Origin of the sequence: Paenibacillus phytohabitans (assembly GCF_013141775.1) — a bacterium.
GTDB classification, from domain to species: domain Bacteria; phylum Bacillota; class Bacilli; order Paenibacillales; family Paenibacillaceae; genus Paenibacillus_AQ; species Paenibacillus_AQ phytohabitans.
The window spans coordinates 19,856-38,831 of the sequence record NZ_WHOB01000028.1 but is presented as its reverse complement, the minus strand read 5'-3'; the positions used below and the strand labels follow the sequence as shown (position 1 = coordinate 38,831).

Here is an 18,976-nt window from a genome sequence, read left to right as displayed (position 1 = left end):
CGTCTTCGTCAATTGCAGTAAAAGGGGGAACTTCGTATCGTGATAAGCCAATATCAGGAAAGCTTGCTTTTACCGGCAAGAACGTTTCAATCCGGACCGATGGATACTACATATGAGGATGTTCTGGAGCATATCGACAGCGGGATTCTGCTTTTTGATGAAGAGGGAGTTCTGACGTTTGTAAACAAGCAGATGTACGGCATATTGGAGCTGGGCCGTCATTCTCTGCTTGGCTGCACCCTGACTCATTTGATAAGCCATATTCAACTAAGCCGTTTTAAGAAGAAGCTCGTTTTGCGGAGCTACCGTGAAATGGTGGTCAAAGGTAAGCCAAGCTATGAATTTGTAGATGAGTATGGCCGGTACTGGCGCGCCTCTCTCTGCAGCGGTGAGCAGATGAAGGGCTGCTACCTGTTCACGCTCAAAGAGATCTCAGACTTCAAGCTGATTGAACAGACAGCATACCAGAACGACAGTCTGGCGATGCTCGGCAGATTATCGGCTTCAATTGCTCATGAGATCCGCAACCCGCTGACTGCGATCCGGGGTTTTATACAATTGCTGCATCCCCATCTTCACCTGCTCGGCAAGGAGGAGTATGCGAAGATTATATTGGCTGAGATTGATCGTGCCAATGACATTATTCATGAATTTCTGACTTCCTCCAAGCCTTCGGTGCCACAGGTCAGTATGATTCCTGTCTCGGCGCTCCTTAAGGAAGTCGTTCTGCTTACGGAGAGTGAAGCTCTGATGAAGGGCTGCCAGATTAATCTGCAGGTGCTTCAGGAAGATCTGTTCATCTCCGGAGACACGAAACAAATGAAGCAGGTCGTCTTAAACATGATTCGGAATGCTATGGAAGCGATCTCGGAGAGAGCGGATGATTCCATGGGCAGAATAGAGGTCGGAGCGCGCAAAGAAGGAACAGAGGTGCGGATTTTTATCTCTGACAATGGCAAAGGCATGGATATCTGCACACTGGATAGGCTGTTCAATCCTTTCTTTACCACGAAGGAGAATGGTACGGGATTAGGACTCTCGGTCAGTGACCGTATCATCAAGAATCATGGAGGCTGCATCTCTGTCAGCAGCCGGCTGAATGAGGGAACCCGGTTCGTGATTTCGCTTCCGCTCATTCATTAATCGAACAATAGACTCGGTATTTCCAGGCTTCCGGGTTATAATCAATATATTAAGGGCTGATTCCTGCAGTGCACGGTCATGTGCGGGAGATCAGCCCTGTCTGCGTTATTTGCAATAATACAGTGAGTCAGTGGAGGGATGCAGCATGAATATTGAATGGAGCAGCGGTTCAGAGGCAGCTTCGCTGCAAGGCGATGCCTTATGTTTCATAGTCTCGGAGGCACAGGCGCAGGGAGAAGGACTTTCGGCCGAATGGGCGGAGAGGATCAGCCTGTTGTCCAGGGCAGGGCTGTTTAGCGGCAAGCTGGGGCAAATTTACCTGCTGCCGGTGACTAGCCGTCCGGAGCTGCCGGTAGTCATTCTGGCCGGAAGCGGCAATGGCAGCACAGCAGTCCATGACCTGCGGCTGCTGATGGCGCAGGCCGCCAGGGCGGCTCATAGACTGAAGGCAGATACTCTGATTGTGCAGATCCCGGATCAGCTGAACCAGCTGCCTGAGGCCCTGAAGGCAGAGACAGCAGGCCAGGCCCTCGCAGAAGGCCTGGTCCTTGGGGCCTACCGCCGCAGACAATACAAGCTGGAGCAGCCGGGCTACGCCGGCTTAAGCGCCGTAAGGCTGCATATGGAGCGTCAGACCGAAGAGTCAGAGGATGAGCGCTGGAAGTCAGGCTTGTTGCGGGGGCAGGCTTTTGGGGAAGCAACGAATCTGGCCCGGGACTTAACCAATCTCCCGGGTAATCTGCTGACCCCTTCAGAGCTTGCTGCAGCAGCCATCGAAGTAGCCGAACGCCATGGCTTTCCAGCTGAGGTGCTGGATGAACGTGAGATTGAGCTTAAAGGAATGGGCGGATTACAGGCCGTAGGCAAAGGCAGTGTGAATCCGCCGCGTATGATAGCCATTCGCTATCAGGGAACCAATCAGTGGGAGAATGTGGTGGGGATTGTCGGCAAGGGCATCACCTTCGACACTGGAGGCATTTCGCTCAAAAGAGCTCCTGGCATGGAGGATATGATCAGTGACATGGGCGGTGCAGCCGCAGTACTCGGAGTCATGGAGGCTTTGGGGCGTTTGCGCCCCCGGATCAATGTCGTCATGCTTATTCCGTCGGCGGAGAATATGCCGGCAGGCAATGCTTTTAAACCGGGTGATATTATAACCTCCCTCAGCGGAAGAACGATTGAAGTGCTGAATACCGATGCGGAAGGAAGAGTGGTTCTGGGTGATGCAATCACGTACGCGCGGGAGTGGGGGGCGGAACGGATTATTGATGTCGCCACGCTAACCGGGGCCGTCTTGTCCATTCTGGGCGATGTGGCTACGGGCGCTGTAACGAATGATGAAGAGTTCCTGGCGGAGCTTCTGGAGGCCTCCAGGCTGTCAGGCGAGCAGATATGGGCCCTGCCCGTCTATCCGGAGTTCCGCGAGATGCTAAAAAGCGAGGTCGCCGATATCCGCAATGCTGCCGGAAGATACGGCGGAGCTACTACAGCCGGATTATTCATCGGCGAATTTGCCGAAGGTCTGCCCTGGATTCATCTGGACATTGCCGGAACGGCATTTTTGTCGAAAGAGCGGGGAGTGAACCCGAAGGGGGCAACGGGGGTGATGGTGCGAACGCTGCTGGAATATCTGCTCCGCTTAGCTCCTGGCTCTGGATTCGAGGCAGATACTGCGCAGTCCTCATCATAAAACTGTTATGACCCGTATGAAGCTAAACAGCCGCAGTCTCCGGATTCCCGGGACTGCGGCTGTTTAAGATAGGGCTATTTTTGGAAGAAGCGAGTTTAGGTTGAGTTACATCCTATTTTCTGGCTTTCATCTGTGCAGTAAAGGACTGGACCCCATTCATGATCTTGTCCCGCGTATTCTTATTCTTCAGCAAGTAGGCTGCTCCCAATGCTACCGTAGTAAACAATGTCTTTTTGGTGTTCATGGTAATTCCTCCTTGGTATGGTCTGGCTGTAATTGCTTATAACTAACATACCCGCATGCCAAGGATTCTAAACGAATTGTATTCTTTTCTCTAGGGACGCAGACGGATCTAGTGTTTGGGATCGGCTGTAGTTCCGCAGCAGGACAAGGGTGAATCCAGCGATGCTGCCGAACATGTTTTGCTTTTGTCACAGCCGGCACAGGCGCCTTCTTTGCCCTTTTGAACATGACGGTACAGCATCCAGCCGGAGTACCCGAAGATAAGCGCTACAATCAGAATATTGACTATCATTGCTGCTCTCGCTTCCTCTCAGTAAATCTTGGACTTGCTGCCTCTACGACCATCCCAACAGCCGGCCGCCCTGGAAAATAACCAGTGACACGGCATACGCCAGTACCAGTGAATATCCCATGGAGAAGAAGGTCCATTTCCAGGATGCCGTCTCTTTCTTGATTACTCCGACCGTAGCCAAGCAAGGAATGTAGAGCAGGATGAAGGCCATGAAGCTGATCGAACTAAGCGGTGTGAAGACTGAAGCAATTTGTCCTTCCAGCCCTGCGCTATCCGGCGCATGGTAGATGATATTCATGGTGGAGACCACAACCTCTTTGGCGAGGAAGCCGGGAACCAGTGTGGAACCGGCCTGCCAGGTGCCGAAGCCGAGCGGCTGCAGCAGCGGTGCGATCAGCCCGCCGAATTTGGCCAGGAACGAGTTATCCATCTCTACATTGAATCCGGCAGGACCCGCGTAGGACATCAGCCAGATAATGACCGAACCGGCAAGAATGATGGTTCCTGCTTTACGCAGGAAGCCTTTGCCCTTCTCCCAGGTGCTGCGGCCCAGTGTCTTGAACTGCGGCATCCGGTAAGGAGGCAGCTCGATGATGAAGATGGAGGATTCATTCTTGAACAGATGTTTGGAGAATAATTTACAGAGAATCAGGGCGAAGACTACTCCCATCACATACATCGCCAGCACAGCCGTTGCTTGCCGGGCCGGGAAGAAGACCGCTGCAAACAGCAGGTACACCGGCAGCCGGGCTGAACAGGACATCAGCGGCATCAGCAGCGTTGTCAGCATCCGGTCCTTGGGCTGTTCGATACTGCGTGCAGCCATAATCGCCGGCACGTTACAGCCGAAGCCGATAATGAAAGGGATGAAGGCTTTACCGTTCAGGCCCATCCGTTCCATCGTGCTGTCCATCAGCAGGCAGACGCGTGCCATGTAACCGGAATCCTCCAGGAAGGAGATCATCAGGAACAGAATGAAAATCTGGGGAACGAAGACAAGCACACCGCCGACACCGCCGATAATACCATCGACAATCAAAGCATGAGTAAAGCCTGATGCACCGATCGCCTGCAGCAATGAGTTGGCTCCGTCACTGAGAGGGCCCCCAATGAAGCCGTCCAGAAGATCCGATAAAGGTCCGCCTACCCAGTCAAAGGTCGTTTTGAACATAGCGTACATAAAGACGATAAACAGAGGCAATCCCAGAAAACGGTGAGTCAGGATAGAATCCAGCCGCTCCGTCAGATTATGCGGCTTCTGCTTCGTCGCATCGATGGCTGCCGCGCATACACTGCGGATGTAGTCCATGCGGATGGAGCGGATCCACTGCGGAAGGGTAAGCGCCAGCTTCTGCTTTTGCAACTGGGTCTGACAGGCATCGCAGAGGAGCATCAGCTCGGAAGTATCCATACGTTTCTTGAGCAGCTCCAGTACTACCGGATTCTGCTCCATCAGCTGCAGGGAAACCCAGCGCAGGTTAGGCAGCCCGGAGATCTGCTGCAGTTGATTTGAAATAGAAGCTATCGTCGCTTCAACGAGTTCACCATAATTCAGATGGAAGCTCACAGGCGGAATATTAGCCGGCTTCTCCAGAACGCTGAGCACCTGGCTGCTGCCTTTGCCTGTTCTGGCAATCAGCGGTAACACGGTTATCCCAAGCTGTGCCTGCAGTACTTCAGGGTTGACCTGAATTCCGCGGGCATTGGCAACATCGATCATGTTCAATCCGAGTACAATCGGCTTGCCGTATTCGAGCAGCTGCAGGGTAAGCAGCAGATTTCGTTCCAATTGTGATGCATCGACAATATTGATGAGTGCTTCGGGTGATTCTTCGATCAGATATTGGGCGGCTACGCCCTCATCGCGGGAGAGCGGATGAAGTGAATAGATTCCGGGTAAGTCGATCAGCTTGCCGGCTCCGTTCTTCAGGCTGCCGACCTTCTTCTCAACAGTAACGCCTGCCCAGTTCCCGACATATTCATACGAAGATGTGAGTGTATTGAAAAGCGAGGTCTTTCCGGTGTTTGGGTTCCCTACAAGGGCGATGGAGCTCATGAAACTTTCACCTCAATCATCGAAGCTTCCTTCCGGCGGATAGCGAATAATTGACCGTTGCATTCCAGCGTAATGGGGCCCATAAAAGGACCTTTACCCTTCAGGCGGATCATTACACCTTCGGATACTCCCAGATCGGCAAGACGGCGGCGCAAGATGGGGTTCATGCCTTCAATTCTATAAATAGAGCCGGTAGTGCCCGGTTGTAAACGCAGCAAGGAGCAGGATGCAGAAGCCATTGTAATCCCTCCGAGAGAGATTGATAATCAATCTCAATTATTTCTTGTACTGTAGCATTTTGTTAGAAACTTTGCCGTGACTAATATCATTGTTTTGATCTCCTGAAATCTATATGGAAATTACTGAAATTTTCTTTACAATTTATTCTTCATTAAAGTATGATTGAACGATAATGTAAGCATAGTAAGTTTGTGGCCTTGTTTATTATGAGGATATAATATGAAGCTAAGCCCGAAGGGAGAACAGATTGTGAAGACTAATCAGAGCAAAATTGTCGATTGTACCATCCGTGACGGGGGATTGGTGAATAACTGGGATTTCAGTATTGAATTTGTTCAGAAATTATACGCTGGTTTGAATGAAGCCGGTGTTGATTATATGGAAATCGGATATAAAAACTCACCGAAGCTGCTGAAAGGGTCGGAGGGTGCCGGTCCATGGCGTTTTCTGAATGATGATTTCCTGCGCAAGGTTATCCCGCAAAAAGGCCACACCAAGCTGTCGGCACTGGTCGATATCGGCCGTGTAGACGTGAATGATATTCTGCCCCGCAGTGAAAGTATGCTGGATCTGATTCGTGTAGCCTGCTACAGCAAAGATGTGGACAAGGCGCTTGAGCTGGTGCAGACCTTCCACGATCTGGGGTATGAGACTACGATTAATATTATGGCTCTATCCAATGTCATGGAGAATGAACTGCTGGAAGCGTTCGAACAGATCCGCGAAAGCGTTGTTGATGTTGTATATATCGTAGATTCCTACGGCAGTCTGGATCACAATGACATCCATTACCTGGTAGAGAAGTTCAGAACACATTTGCCGGATAAACGCCTGGGTGTACATACGCATAACAATCTGCAGCTGGCCTTCTCCAATACACTGATTGCAGCGGAAAAAGGTGTCGAACTGCTGGACGCTTCCTGCTACGGCATGGGCCGTGCTGCCGGCAATTGTCCTACAGAGCTGCTGGTTACCCATTTGAAGAACACCAGATACACCCTCCGTCCCGTTCTGGATATCGTTGAGAACCTGATGATTCCGTTGCGCGAGAAGGAAGAGTGGGGATATATCATCCCATACATGATCACGGGAACTCTGGACGAGCATCCGCGCTCGGCGATGGCGCTGCGTTCTTCAGCCGATAAAGACAAGGCGGTTGACTTCTATGACAAGCTGACTACACCTGAGGTTAATTTCGGGGATAAATAAACGTCCGGAAGAAGAAAGCACTGACCTCTATTTAGAGGAAGGTGCTTTTTTTCTGCCAGAGATGGCTTCTTTATAATATTGTAGGATGAACGATGTAACTTTACGGGAGTATTCAACCGATATTTATACATAGGACATAATACACATCGACTAGTTATTATAGATATCATTTTTAGACGCGAGGGACTTATGAGACAAGAAGAGAGAAAGACCATTCATGCGGCGGTTATAGGGGCTGCGCTGTTCCTTCTGATCCAGATTTTTCGTACACCGCTGGGCCATATAGAGGATAAAGATTTACTGCTGGCATTCTATCTTATTTCGGGCTGCTGCACTGTGGCTTTCGGCTTTGCGATTTTTGCCCAGGGCAGGTTGTTATTCTCCAATAAATTATCCAAAGCAAGACTTTATACATCCGCGCTGTTTTTGGGTGTAAGCATCTTTGATTTCCTGCATGTTCTCAGTTTTGTAGGCATTCCCGGAGTTGCCTCTTATATTAGTTCCGGACAGTCCCTATGGCTGCTGACCTTCTCGCGGCTTGCCAGTGCACTGGGGATCGTACTTATCTTCTGCAGGGCAGATCAGCCGGTGTCGGTTGACAGCAAGCACAAGGTATTCCGGAATTCATTCATGTTAATTCTGCTATCTGTGGCAGCGTTTGGCGCCGGCAACCTGATTATCCCTGGACTGGCGGGTTATCCGTGGGTGGAGACCGTAAGAGATCTGGTGAATATGGCCGTACTGTTCGTTTATCTGCTTGGAGTAGGAATTATTGTATATCCGGGCAAAATTGAGAAGTCGGCTTCGTTGCTGATTATTATCCGCTCCCTTGTATTCTTTGCACTGGGCCAGGTCTTCTTCATGAATCTGTTCAGTGTCGGAGATATGGATTATCTGTTCGGGATGCTCAGCAGCGGAGTTGCTTATTATCTTCTGCTGACTGGTGTCTACAGATTGACGATTGAGGAGCCCTTTGAGGAGAACCAGCAGGCAGAGGCGCGGATTAATTATCTGGCCTTCCACGATGATCTTACAGGTCTTCCGAACAGACGCCGCCTGATGCAGCGTATGGAAGAGATTGTGATTCAGAGTGAGAAGGACAAAAGCCGCGGATTCTCGGGCCTGGTCATCATGAACATCAATCATTTCAAGAATATTAATGACTCTCTCGGACATTATGCAGGAGATTTGCTGCTGCAGCTGGTCGCCCAGCGGATCGGGAGTCAGGTTAGAGTGAATGAGGAGCTCTATAGTATGGGAGCGGATGAGTTTGCTTTTCTGATGACAGAGCGGACCGGTCTTGAGAACTGTCTGGTCCGGGCGAATGAGCTGCTGCGGCTGTTCGAGACACCGGTAAGCCTCGAGTCCGGAGAATACCACATCTCGCTTAGTCTGGGGATGAGCATCTTCCCCGGAGACGGTGATTCGGCAGAGCAGCTAATCCAGAACGCGGATACTGCTGTGCACAATGCCAAGGAGCAAGGGGTGGATATCCGCCGCTATATTCCGGCTATGCAGATGAAGGCGAAGGAACGCCTCAAGCTGGAGAATGATCTGCGCAGAGCCCTGGAGCGTAATGAATTCTATCTTGTCTATCAGCCTCAGGTACTGCTTGAGACTGAAGAGATTGTCGGCATGGAGGCGCTGCTGCGCTGGAATCATCCCAAACGCGGACTCGTCTCTCCCGTTGATTTCATTCCAATCGCAGAAGAGAGCGGGCTGATTGTTCCAATCGGGGAATGGGTGCTCAGAACGGCCTGCCAGCAGAATAAAACATGGCAAAATTCCGGTTATCGGCCCATTTGTGTCTCTATTAATCTATCGATGCGTCAGTTCCTGCAGCCGAATCTGGCTGGTAAGATTGGGGCAATTCTGCAGGAGATCGGTCTCGATCCCAGCTATGTTGATCTGGAGATTACAGAGAGCATGACACTGGATAAGGAGACTGCCTTTGACCAGTTGAACCGCCTGAAGAGACTTGGCGTATGCATCAGTATTGATGACTTCGGAACAGGCTACAGCTCATTGCATTATCTCAAGAACATGCCGATTGACCGGCTCAAGATTGACCGCTCCTTTGTCTCGGAAGTGATGGAGGACAGCAACAATGCGGCGATTGTCTCCACGATAACGTCCATGGCTCACCACCTGAAGCTTAAGGTAACTGCGGAAGGCGTTGAGAACAAGGAACAGCTGCAATTCCTGCGCCAGCAGCATTGCCATGAAGCTCAGGGGTTTCTGTTCAGCAAGCCGGTCAAGGCAGAGGAGTTCGAACTGTCTTTTCTGAAGCCGCTGCTGGAAATGCCATCGTAATGGGATCTTGGAGATCCTGCTAGGGTTGCAATTTATTCGTAGTAATGCTACAATGTTTCTTGTACTCAATTTGAGTTGCGGGTGTAGTTCAATGGTAGAACTTCAGCCTTCCAAGCTGATAGCGTGGGTTCGATTCCCATCACCCGCTCCATATTTTAATTCCAAATCCTTGTCCGCAAGGGTTTTTTCGTTGCTTATTTTCGTTATACAACCGGCGAGAATAGGATTATAGGGCAGTCATACGTATTAAGTATTATGATCCGCAAAAAGCCAGGCTCCCGATTCTCCGGGAGCCTGGCTTTGCTGTTGCAGCTATTGTGGATCAGCTTGGGAAATGCTGTGCCGGATTATACGGTCTTCAGGAACTCTACAATCGTCAGCAGGCCTTTATCGAAATTCTCCAGATTGAAATGCTCATCCGGAGCATGCAGGTTCTCGTCATCGAGGCCAAAGCCCATCAGAACCACCGGAGCCTTCAGAATGCGGGAGAAGCTCTCCATGATCGGGATCGAGCCGCCGTCTTTGGTGAAGAGGGCACGGGCACCGTACACTTTGCCGTAAGCATCTGCAGCAGTCTGCAGAATTGGATGAGAAGGATCGATGTTGAAGGCGCGGGCTTTCTCCATCTGCTTCACATGCACTTTCGCGCCGCTCTGGATATTAGCCTGCAGATGCGCTTCTACAGCATCCAGAATATGCTGCGGGTCCTGGTCGCCGACAAGGCGGCAGGTAATCTTAGCATGGGCTTCCTTTGGAATAACAGTCTTGCTGCCTTCGCCCTGGAAGCCGCCGTATACGCCGTTCAATTCAAGCGTCGGACGTGCGCCAACCCGTTCTACGAAGCTATAGCCTTCCTCGCCGTATAATTGCTCCAGGCCAAGGCCTGCTCTGATTTTGTCTTCATCTACGCCCTGCTTGGCGAATTCATCACGCAGCAGCGGAGAGAGCGTAGGCACGCCTTCATAGAAGCCTTCAACGGACACACGGCCCTTGTCATCATGAAGCGAGCTGAGCAGCGACACTAGGGCATGCAGCGCATTGGGAACGCCGCCGCCGTAAGAGCCGGAGTGAAGATCTGTCAGTGCGGTATTCACAGTGACTTCAAGTGAGCACAGTCCGCGCAGTCCGGTGCAGATTGCAGGGCGTCCGCGTTCCAGCAGGGAGGTATCCGAGACAAGTACGGCATCTGCCGCAAGCTTGTCCTGGTTGGCTTCCAGGAATGGAGGCAGGTTCACGCTGCCGATCTCTTCTTCGCCTTCGATGCACAGCTTGATGTTGACAGGAAGTGTGCCTTCCTGCTTGAGAATGGCTTCGATGGCTTTGATGTGCATAAACACCTGGCCTTTGTCATCAGTGGCTCCGCGCGCGTACAGCTTGCCGTCACGGATCTCCGGTTCAAACGGAGGGGTAGTCCACAGATTCAGCGGATCAACCGGCTGCACATCGTAATGTCCGTACACCAGAATCGTCGGCTTGCCCGGGGCATGAAGATAGTCTGCATATATAACAGGATGGCCTGCAGTGGGGTGCAGCTCAATATTGTCCAGTCCGGCACGCTTCAGGGTCTCTACCAGCCAGCCTGCGGCGGCGTTCACATCTTCCTTGTGGGTAGAGATAGCTGAGATGCTGGGAATTGCCAGCCATTGCTTGAGTTCGGTTAGCTGAGCCTCACGCTCAGCCTGAAAATAAGTTTCGTAAGACATAGTAATTATGTACCTCCTTGGAATCGCTGCATAATGCCGCCAAGACCCGTATCATGCCAGGGCAAGATAACAGGTCCGGACGGGCTTAGGTTCGGCAGTGTAATGCATCCATTATACTGGAGATATCATTAGGGATCAAAAAGGTTTGTTCAAACCGCTTACCAGAGGATGGTGGCCGGTGTAACGCCTTGGGGGAAGGTATCCTCGGCCTCGGTTCCGGCAGCGTACAGATTGTACCATGCATCGGCAATCAGATCCGGATCGGCCGCAGTTCCCGGCCTGATAAATGCGCCGATAGCCAGATGGGCCACATAAATACCTTGCGGCGCCAGATCCGAGTGCAGGTTCATCGCATAGTTGCGCAGCCCGCTGAGAGCTATACCCATATTGCCCATCATCGGAATCGGGTACAGGGAGGACAGCCCGGTTGTGAATAAAATAGCGCCGGTTTTCTTCTCCAGCATCTCCGGCAGCACCTGCTCCACACTGCGGATCGCGCCGATGACTTGTGACTGGAACGCGTCAAGGGCAATTTGTTCCGTAACCTGCGTTGCCGGAGTCGGCGGATAGCTGCCGCTGGTTGGACTGAACTCCAGGACATCAATGAAGCCGTAGTTGTCTTTGATGTCCTGGAAGGCAGCGGTCAGCTGCTCTTTATTGTAGAGATCCGCCGGAAAGGCAGCGGCTTCAATGCCCAGTGCTGCGAGTTCCTCTACTAAATTATTTAATTTGTCCGCGTTGCGGGCGATCAAAGCGGCACGGAAGCCATGTGCACCAAACTTCTTGGCGATAGATAATCCCAGGCCCGGTCCTGCGCCTACGATAGCGATAGTTTTCATGATTCATCAGTTCCTTTCAGGTTGTTGATTACTAACAGTAACCATGATAGACTTAGTTAGCTTAAGCGGCAAGAAGGCACTATTAGCTGCTTAGGTTACATGGAGGTAACTGCCTTGAACAATCAATCGAACGAACGGCTACAGGTACAGCAGCTTACTATGCTGGAGGATTGCACGGTTACCCGGCAGATCCTGGACCGTGTTGGCGATAAATGGAGTATGCTGATTATTGTGAACCTTGGTGTGCAGTCTTTGCGTTTCAAGGAACTGCAGCGCCGTTCCAGCGGCATCTCGCAGCGTATGCTGACCCAGACGCTCCGCCATCTGGAACGTGATGGGCTGGTCTGGCGCAAAGCCACACCTACTGTCCCTTTGACTGTAGAGTACGGTCTTACAGCGCTGGGTGAATCTCTTCTTGGCCCGCTGACTTTACTGGTAGAATGGGTGAATGGAAACCGTGGCGAAATCGCCAAGGCAAGGATCAGCTATGATAGCGGGCATGGAGCTGCGGAGCCGGCGGATAGCCCGGAAAAGTTGAGTATAGAATCAGAAACAGAAGCGCCGCCAGCGGCGGAAGCGATAGGAGCGGAATAACAGTGTCAGCGAATGTACCAGCAAGTCTTGAATATGAAGCACAAATGCCCCAGGGCGGAAACAGGTCTTATATCTATACGTACGCCCATTCTGAGGACGAGACATCCCTATGCGGCATGGAGCTGCGCTGCCTGTTTGGACGGGAGATCCCGCCGGCTATATTCTCAAGCGGGACCCGGGTGGACGTCAGCCGCAGCCCTTTTATCAAAGAGCGGATTGATGTGATGTATGAAGGGGACACGCTCCCGGAAGTCTACCGGCAGACGGAGCAGGTGGAGCTGGAGGGGAAGACCTTTAAGGTTATTTTTGTGAAGACGAATGATCTGGCACCTGAGCATAAAATTGAATACGATGAGCGCAGAGTGATTGAACGGGAAATCGGGCTGCGGATTGAAGGCGAGGCGGATGTGAATCATCCGGAGCTGGTGTATGGAATTGTAACGCTGGGCGGACGCTGGTACTTCGGCGCTTATCATAAGAATAAGGCAACCTGGTTCCGGCAGATGAAGAAGCCGCGCAGCTACTCCATAGCACTCAGCACGCGGGTGGCACGGGCGGCGGTCAATATGGCGGTTCCCCGCATAGCCGGAGTGAAGATGATAGATCCCTGCTGCGGGATTGGTACAGTAATGGTTGAGGCACTGTCTATGGGGATTGATATTGTAGGACGTGATATTAACCCGCTTATTGCTGCCGGAGCGCGGACGAATATCGCCCATTTCGGCTTCGAGAGTGAAGTCACGCTTGGGGATATTGCCGACATTACGGAGCATTACGACGTCGCTATTGTGGATATGCCTTATAATCTGTATTCGCGGATAACTCCCGAGGAGCAGTTCGCCATTCTCACGAATACCCGCCGGATTGCTGACCGGGTTGTAATTGTGGCGATTGAAGCGATGGATGAGATGATTCACTCCGCCGGCTTCACGATCATCGACCGCTGTATAGCGAAGAAGGGTGCGTTCTCCCGTCATCTGATGCTGTGTGAGTAGCGCTAATATTAATATAATGAATAGAGCTGCTGGAGTTCTGTAAAAGTATGTTCTATCCCATATCTGATTAAAGGCGGTGTACTTATGGAACAGAAATGGTTAACCTGGGCCAAAGAAATACAGGGGATTGCCCAGACTGGTCTGACCTATGCCAAGGATGTATATGATATCGAACGTTACCAGGCGCTGCGGGAGCTGAGCGTAGATATTCTGGCTAACTATACGTATGAGAGCAAGGAGCGCATCGGGCTCTCCTTCGCGGGAGAGGGCGGATACAGCACACCGAAAGTGGATATCCGCGGAGTAATTTTTCAGGATAACCGGATTCTGCTGGTACACGAGAAGCTGGACGGGAAATGGGCATTGCCCGGAGGCTGGGCGGACATCGGCTTGTCTCCGAGTGAGGTAGTTGTTAAAGAGATAGCAGAGGAATCCGGTTATCAGGCGGAAGCCGTGCGTCTGCTCGCTGTGCTGGACAAGAAGTTTCACCAGCATCCCCCGGAGCCTTATCATGTCTACAAAATGTTCATCCTGTGCCGGATTACCGGCGGGTCAGCGGAAGCGGGTGTGGAGACAAGCGGGGTAGGCTTTTTTGCCGAGGATGCCTTGCCTGAACTGTCGGAGGAGCGCAATACGGCGGAGCAGCTGCACACACTGTTCCAATATTTACATAATCCTGAAAAGGCAGTAATATTGGACTAAAGTACTGCATATAATAGATGACCGGGAGTATATAAGTTTTAAAGTAGACAAAAATTGGTTAATATTATTTATGTAAGCCTTTGCATTAATCGACCGCTGAGCCTTTATATCTAAAAATTTATCAGAAACACAACTTTTTGGGCCAGGCGGTCTACATTTTTTCCTCTGCTGTGTCGATAACAATTTTAGGAGGGGATCGCATGGAACAAGAAGAGTTAAGACTTCCGCTGACGCAGGAAGGTGTAACACGTCCTGCAGAAGGTAATATTGCCACCGGCCTGGTATGGGGCGTCCTAATCAGTATTCCATTATGGATCTCGGTTATCGGCTGGATTACGGGCATCTGGAAATTTTAAGATTCATCGCTGAAGCTCTAACCTTATACTAACTTGCAACTATACAATGAAGGCTGCCTCTTCGGTTACGAAGAAGCAGCCTTTTTAAGTGCTAGGATTCACAGTTCTTTATTGATATGCACCAGTCGAAAGGTCTCGCAGATGACCCGCATACCCGGGTCGAATGGCTTACCTTCACCCTCAAGCTCTCTGGTGAAGAATACTTCATGGTTATAGCGCCACGATTCGAGGCTGCGGTCATCTTCCCCTTCAGAATACGCGAACTCAGCCGTTACATCCGCAAACGGAACAATCTCAACCTTCGTAGTCTCGATGATTCCGCGCGGCTGCCCCGTACTGTCCAGCAGCACGGATAGCCCGCCCGCAAAGGGCAGAGGTGTACCGCGTGCTTCATTTAACTCATAATTTTGTGCCGTTCCGGTCTTGATTCCAGCCAGGACCAGCTCAAGCAGTTCATCGGCCAGCCGGGGGTTGTCGCCAAAAGCCCAGGCGCTGTCGAAATTCTCCGCTGCCTCAGGATGGTCTTGCAGATAAGACTCCCAGTATTGTGCTATCGCCGGGGTTAATGTCACCTTGCTCACCTCTGTTATGGGATTAGAAATCAGTCTAAAGAATAAACGTAAAAGAATTAACATAAATGATCTAAGAGTTATCCGCTTCGCTTAACCAGCTGCTGTACAAGTCATCCAGCTTCTGCTGCGCGGCATCCCGTGCCGTCATAAGCTCAGCCAGCTTCCCGGAATCGCTGGCAAACCGCGGGTTCAGCATCTCGCCGTCGATAACACTTAGCTGAGCCTCAACAGCAGCAATATCCTGCTCCCAGGAGGCCGCTGGACGGGGCTTGCGGGAAGGAACGGCGGATGCGGCACCACCGGCTGGGCGGGGCTTACTGACGGCAGCAGCCGTACTCCCTGCTGTAGCTTGCCGTTCGGCCGCCGCGGCTTTCTCAGCCTGCTTCTCCTTGTAATATTCATAATTCCCGGAGAAGGATGAGAATTGTCCGCTATTAATATTCCATAGCTTTGCGAAGCAGCGGTTAATGAAATAACGGTCATGCGATACAGCCAGCACGGTCCCGGGGAACTCCTCCAGCGCCTCTTCCAGCGCTTCGCGGGAATCGATATCGAGATGGTTGGTCGGCTCATCCAGAATGAGCAGATTCGGACGGCGGTGCATCAGCACCGCGAAGCGCAGCCGTGTCCATTCTCCGCCGGAGAGATTGGTGATGTTCTTGAACACATCACTGCCGTAGAAGAGAAACCGGGCCAGCTGCCCGCGGGCCTCTCCTTCTTCAAGCCCTGCTTCCTCGCGGAAATAACGGAGCACGGACTGGCCGTTCTCCTCGGGTACAGCTTCCTGGGCCAGGTAGCCGACAACGGCTCTGGAAGCCAGCGTGCAGCTGCCGCTGTCCGGGGCTTCCTGCCCGAGAATAATCCGCAGCAGCGTGCTTTTGCCTGCGCCGTTGCCGCCGATCAGTGCCGTAGTCTCTCCATATCTGAGAATGTCACTGGCAGCCGAGAAGAGCTTACGCTCTCCGAAGGCTTTGCTAATCTGGTCAAGGATTACGACCTGATTACCGGTCCGGTCATCCTGCTCCAGCTGCAGATCCATGGACTTGCGCTCCAGAACCGGACGTTTGACTCTGACCATCCGGTCCAGCGCCTTCTGCATGGAAGCTGCGCGGCGGGGGAACGAAACGTTCTGCGGATTCAGCTTTCCCCATTCAATCAGCCGCTTGATGCTCTCCTGCATCTGCTTAATCTTCTTCTGCTGCTCCTGATAATCGGCGAACTGCTGCAGGAGTCTGGCCTCCTTCTCGACCTGATAGCCGCTGTAATTCGTATGGAAGGTGAAGGCTTCCCCGTCTTCGATCTCAATGACCTTCTTAACGACGGCATCGAGGAAATAGCGGTCATGGGAAATGGCCAGCACAGTGCCGTCATAGCTCTGCAGGAACTGCTCCAGCCATTCGATAGCATCCATATCGAGGTGGTTGGTCGGCTCATCGAGCAGCAGAATATCTGGACGGCGCAGCAGAAGCTCGGCGAGGCCGACCTTGGTTTTCTCCCCGCCGGAGAGGGAAGAGAACCGGCGGTCATATTGGCCGCTTCCAATGCCAAGGCCGGTGGCAATACGGCTGATGGAGGATTCAATTTCATATCCGCCAGCGGCTTCGAATTTCTCCTGCAGGTTGCCGTATTCCTTAAGCAGCCGGTTCCAGGCCTGTTCATCGTCACTTGCACCGGAAGCGGACATTGTCTGCTCCAGCTCCCGCAGGCGGCGCTGCCACTGCAAGGGCTCCACGAAGCTGCGCTGCAGAACCGCATATACGGTTTCATCGTCACTCGCCTCCTGGATCTGCGCGAGCAGTCCGATGACGCTGTTCCGGCGGATGGAGATCTGTCCCTGATCGGGACGTTCTTCCCCGCTCAGCAGATGGAAGAGGGTGGTCTTGCCGCAACCGTTGCGGCCGATCAGGCCGATTTTTTCGCCTTGGCGGATATCGAAGGTGATGTTCTCCAGAACAAGCTGGGCACCGTGGTATTTTTGGACATTTTGGCATGAGATGATCATAGTTATTCTCCTTTTATAGGAACGCCCTGACTACTACAAAACAACATAAAAAGGCCGCAGGGAAATTTCCCCGCGGCCTGAGTATTCTCCGGTTTATGAGATCCGTTGAAGTGTAGGCGAGAAAGGCATTTCACAATGTTGTAGTGTTATTAAGTTCGTGTAAATGGACAGACTTCTCCCGTCCAGGGCATTTACATGAACGATACCAGCCATAATATTAATCAGCCGGCTGCTAACACTATTGGTCCGATTGTGATCCATTCTCCTACACCTCCTTCTTCTAAATTTAAAGTCATTTTAACCAATAAGCCGGGAATAAGCAAGAGGGAAATCCCCTTACTCTGGTATAAATCCATAAATCCGCAAGTAGTATGGACTATGGCGGAGGAGGAATTGCTGCCAATCTATTATAGGAAAAGGGGATTATGATGGCGATTTTTAACGGATTGCTGGGCAATGCTTCCCAGGTCCCGCTGGAAGATGTGAAGCGGGAATATGCGCAGATTCTGGCCCCGCAGGAAACGATCGAACGCGCCTACAAGCTGATCCGGGATATGTTTATTTTTACGGACAAACGTCTGATCCTCGTAGATAAGCAGGGGGTGACCGGCAAGAAAACGGAATATCATTCGATTCCCTACAAAAGCATCACCCATTACTCGGTGGAAACGGCAGGGCATTTCGATCTCGATGCGGAGCTGTGCCTCTATGTGTCCGGTGCGGCGGTGCCGCTGAAGAAAACCTTCAACAAGTCCGTCAATATCTATGAGGTGCAGGCGGTGCTGTCGCAATATATTCTGAAGTGAGCGTGGTCCCGGAGAAGGTTATCAGCCAGGGGAACGTGAGGGCCGGCTAGACCGTGTACTGAAGAACCAGCCCTCCATAGGCAAAAGCAGCGAGAATAACCAGCGCGGGGTGGAGTTTTAAGTGCTTCAGTGCCCAGAAGGCTATTGCGGCAATGATCAGGGTCTGCCAGATGCCGATGGAGTCTGCCGGGCCTTTGGCCATTTTGAAGGTAAGCACAACCATCATAATGGCGATAACCGGCTGGACAAGCAGCGTCATGCCTTTGACGACAGGCGACTGCTTGTATTTCTGCATCACGTTCAGCAGGATGATCAGCGCAGCAGCGGAGGGGACAATCGTCGCCAGCAGTGCAGCGGCCAGTCCGGGCCAGCCGTAGACATCGTAGCCTACATAAGCAGCGATTTTGGTGGCAATCGGTCCGGGCAGCGCATTGCCGAGCGCCAGCATATTGGAGAATTCTTCATCAGTCAGCCAGCCGTAATGCGGCACGATCTCTTCGTACATTAGCGGAATGGAGGAGGGGCCGCCGCCATAGCCGAGCAGATTAGCCATGAAAAACCCGTAGATCAGCTTGAGCCATTCCATTAGGCGGTTCCCCCTTTGTTCTGTTTCGCGAGTATCCGGTAATGGACCGTTCCATAGCCGAGGTATAGCACGATGACTATGGCCGGATGCAGATGCAGCACTTCAAGCAGCACCAGGGCAAGCAGCAGGAAGCCAGCCCCAATCATTACGCCAAGGCCCTTAAAAGCCTTCCGGGCAAACTCATAAGCCATCATTCCCAGCATAACCGCAATCACAGGGGAAACCGCAGCGATCATTCCGGCTACAACCTTGGAACCGCTTAAGTAATTTACGGCGGATAACAACGCGATCATCGCAATTCCGCTGGGAAAGATATGTGCCAGCACAGAGAGGATGGCTCCCCGGACGCCTTTTAGCTTATAGCCGAGGTAAGCGGCCATTTTGGTGGCGATCGGACCCGGCAGCGCATTGGCAATGGCAAGTGTCTCGCCGAACTCCTCATCGCTCAGCCAGCCATAGCGGGTTACGGCATCATGCCGGATCAGCGGGATGACGGACGGTCCGCCGCCATAGCCGAGGATGCCTGTTCTGGACATGGCCATAGCAATCTGGATGTATTCGTTACCAGTGGTTTTCATTAGAGGATAGGCCCCATTTCGTAAGTGGATTCCGCAGCGCGGAATGGTGCTTGGCCG

The 18,976-nt window shown here is 52.0% G+C and carries 19 protein-coding genes and 1 tRNA gene; 10 read left to right on the top strand and 10 right to left on the bottom strand.

The genetic code is table 11. From position 1 onward, the window contains the following. Positions 1–39 precede the first annotated feature (39 nt). Together GC101_RS11645 and GC101_RS11640 are read left to right on the top strand one after the other, a co-directional pair. A complete protein-coding gene (locus GC101_RS11645; protein WP_042134493.1) occupies positions 40–1,143 on the top strand; it encodes an ATP-binding protein in 1,104 nt (367 codons plus the stop codon). 145 nt (positions 1,144–1,288) lie between these two features. Next, positions 1,289–2,833: a leucyl aminopeptidase gene (locus GC101_RS11640; protein ID WP_171717404.1), complete on the top strand. Its 1,545-nt coding sequence runs from the start codon at positions 1,289–1,291 to the stop codon at positions 2,831–2,833. Positions 2,834–2,945: 112 nt separating this feature from the next. On the opposite strand, the gene GC101_RS36525 is transcribed toward GC101_RS11640, so the two are convergent. From GC101_RS36525 to GC101_RS11625, 4 genes are all read right to left on the bottom strand, one after another. Next, on the bottom strand, positions 2,946–3,077 hold the full coding sequence (locus GC101_RS36525) for a hypothetical protein (protein WP_256704057.1): 132 nt from the start codon (positions 3,075–3,077) through the stop codon (positions 2,946–2,948). Positions 3,078–3,185: 108 nt separating this feature from the next. Next, positions 3,186–3,368, bottom strand: coding sequence for a FeoB-associated Cys-rich membrane protein (locus GC101_RS11635; RefSeq protein WP_039301473.1), 183 nt, complete (start codon positions 3,366–3,368; stop codon positions 3,186–3,188). Between the two features lie 43 nt (positions 3,369–3,411). Beyond that, the gene (gene feoB / locus GC101_RS11630) at positions 3,412–5,424 is read right to left on the bottom strand and encodes a ferrous iron transport protein B (RefSeq protein ID WP_171717403.1); all 2,013 of its coding nucleotides are present in this window, start codon (positions 5,422–5,424) and stop codon (positions 3,412–3,414) included. Further along, complete coding sequence (locus tag GC101_RS11625) at positions 5,421–5,663, bottom strand: FeoA family protein (RefSeq protein ID WP_042134498.1); 243 nt, start codon at positions 5,661–5,663, stop codon at positions 5,421–5,423. Before GC101_RS11625 ends, feoB begins: the two co-directional genes overlap by 4 nt. A gap of 250 nt (positions 5,664–5,913) precedes the next feature. Here GC101_RS11625 and GC101_RS11620 point away from each other — a divergent pair, with 250 nt between their 5' ends. The 3 genes from GC101_RS11620 (at position 5,914) to GC101_RS11610 (ending at position 9,337) form a co-directional block, all read left to right on the top strand. Beyond that, positions 5,914–6,873, top strand: a complete 960-nt coding sequence (locus tag GC101_RS11620; RefSeq protein ID WP_171717412.1) for an aldolase catalytic domain-containing protein — start codon at positions 5,914–5,916, stop codon at positions 6,871–6,873. 189 nt (positions 6,874–7,062) lie between these two features. After that, entirely contained in the window at positions 7,063–9,186 is a 2,124-nt protein-coding gene (locus GC101_RS11615) for a putative bifunctional diguanylate cyclase/phosphodiesterase (protein WP_171717402.1), read from the top strand. Positions 9,187–9,263: 77 nt separating this feature from the next. Beyond that, positions 9,264–9,337 (top strand) — tRNA-Gly (locus GC101_RS11610). A 196-nt stretch (positions 9,338–9,533) separates the two neighbouring features. Here the strand turns inward: GC101_RS11610 and GC101_RS11605 are convergent. Both GC101_RS11605 and GC101_RS11600 read right to left on the bottom strand, forming a co-directional pair. Next, positions 9,534–10,889: a dipeptidase gene (locus tag GC101_RS11605; RefSeq protein ID WP_171717401.1), complete on the bottom strand. Its 1,356-nt coding sequence runs from the start codon at positions 10,887–10,889 to the stop codon at positions 9,534–9,536. A 158-nt stretch (positions 10,890–11,047) separates the two neighbouring features. Next, the gene (locus tag GC101_RS11600) at positions 11,048–11,728 is read right to left on the bottom strand and encodes an SDR family NAD(P)-dependent oxidoreductase (protein WP_171717400.1); all 681 of its coding nucleotides are present in this window, start codon (positions 11,726–11,728) and stop codon (positions 11,048–11,050) included. A gap of 114 nt (positions 11,729–11,842) precedes the next feature. On the opposite strand from GC101_RS11600, the gene GC101_RS11595 reads away from it, so the two are divergent. From GC101_RS11595 to GC101_RS11580, 4 genes are all read left to right on the top strand, one after another. Next, positions 11,843–12,322 (top strand): winged helix-turn-helix transcriptional regulator, encoded by a 480-nt coding sequence (locus GC101_RS11595; RefSeq protein ID WP_216626569.1) that lies wholly within the window; start codon positions 11,843–11,845, stop codon positions 12,320–12,322. A gap of 44 nt (positions 12,323–12,366) precedes the next feature. Beyond that, entirely contained in the window at positions 12,367–13,317 is a 951-nt protein-coding gene (locus GC101_RS11590; RefSeq protein WP_171717411.1) for a TRM11 family SAM-dependent methyltransferase, read from the top strand. A gap of 84 nt (positions 13,318–13,401) precedes the next feature. Continuing rightward, complete coding sequence (locus GC101_RS11585) at positions 13,402–14,019, top strand: NUDIX hydrolase (RefSeq protein ID WP_171717398.1); 618 nt, start codon at positions 13,402–13,404, stop codon at positions 14,017–14,019. A 200-nt stretch (positions 14,020–14,219) separates the two neighbouring features. Then, a complete protein-coding gene (locus GC101_RS11580; protein WP_156122990.1) occupies positions 14,220–14,375 on the top strand; it encodes a hypothetical protein in 156 nt (51 codons plus the stop codon). A 98-nt stretch (positions 14,376–14,473) separates the two neighbouring features. Here the strand turns inward: GC101_RS11580 and GC101_RS11575 are convergent, their stop codons facing one another. Together GC101_RS11575 and abc-f are read right to left on the bottom strand one after the other, a co-directional pair. Beyond that, positions 14,474–14,947 carry an ASCH domain-containing protein gene (locus tag GC101_RS11575; RefSeq protein ID WP_343049661.1) on the bottom strand — a complete coding sequence of 158 codons (474 nt, stop codon included), beginning with the start codon at positions 14,945–14,947 and terminating at the stop codon, positions 14,474–14,476. A gap of 70 nt (positions 14,948–15,017) precedes the next feature. Then, positions 15,018–16,949: a ribosomal protection-like ABC-F family protein gene (abc-f, locus tag GC101_RS11570; protein WP_171717396.1), complete on the bottom strand. Its 1,932-nt coding sequence runs from the start codon at positions 16,947–16,949 to the stop codon at positions 15,018–15,020. Between the two features lie 428 nt (positions 16,950–17,377). On the opposite strand from abc-f, the gene GC101_RS11565 reads away from it, so the two are divergent. Further along, positions 17,378–17,755 carry a PH domain-containing protein gene (locus tag GC101_RS11565; protein ID WP_039301572.1) on the top strand — a complete coding sequence of 126 codons (378 nt, stop codon included), beginning with the start codon at positions 17,378–17,380 and terminating at the stop codon, positions 17,753–17,755. Positions 17,756–17,801: 46 nt separating this feature from the next. On the opposite strand, the gene chrA is transcribed toward GC101_RS11565, so the two are convergent. Both chrA and chrB read right to left on the bottom strand, forming a co-directional pair. Next, positions 17,802–18,341, bottom strand: coding sequence for a chromate efflux transporter ChrA (gene chrA / locus GC101_RS11560; RefSeq protein ID WP_039301448.1), 540 nt, complete (start codon positions 18,339–18,341; stop codon positions 17,802–17,804). Further along, positions 18,341–18,919 carry a chromate efflux transporter ChrB gene (gene chrB, locus GC101_RS11555; protein ID WP_039301445.1) on the bottom strand — a complete coding sequence of 193 codons (579 nt, stop codon included), beginning with the start codon at positions 18,917–18,919 and terminating at the stop codon, positions 18,341–18,343. The genes chrA and chrB overlap by 1 nt, the downstream gene beginning before the upstream one ends. Between the last annotated feature and the right edge of the window lie 57 nt (positions 18,920–18,976).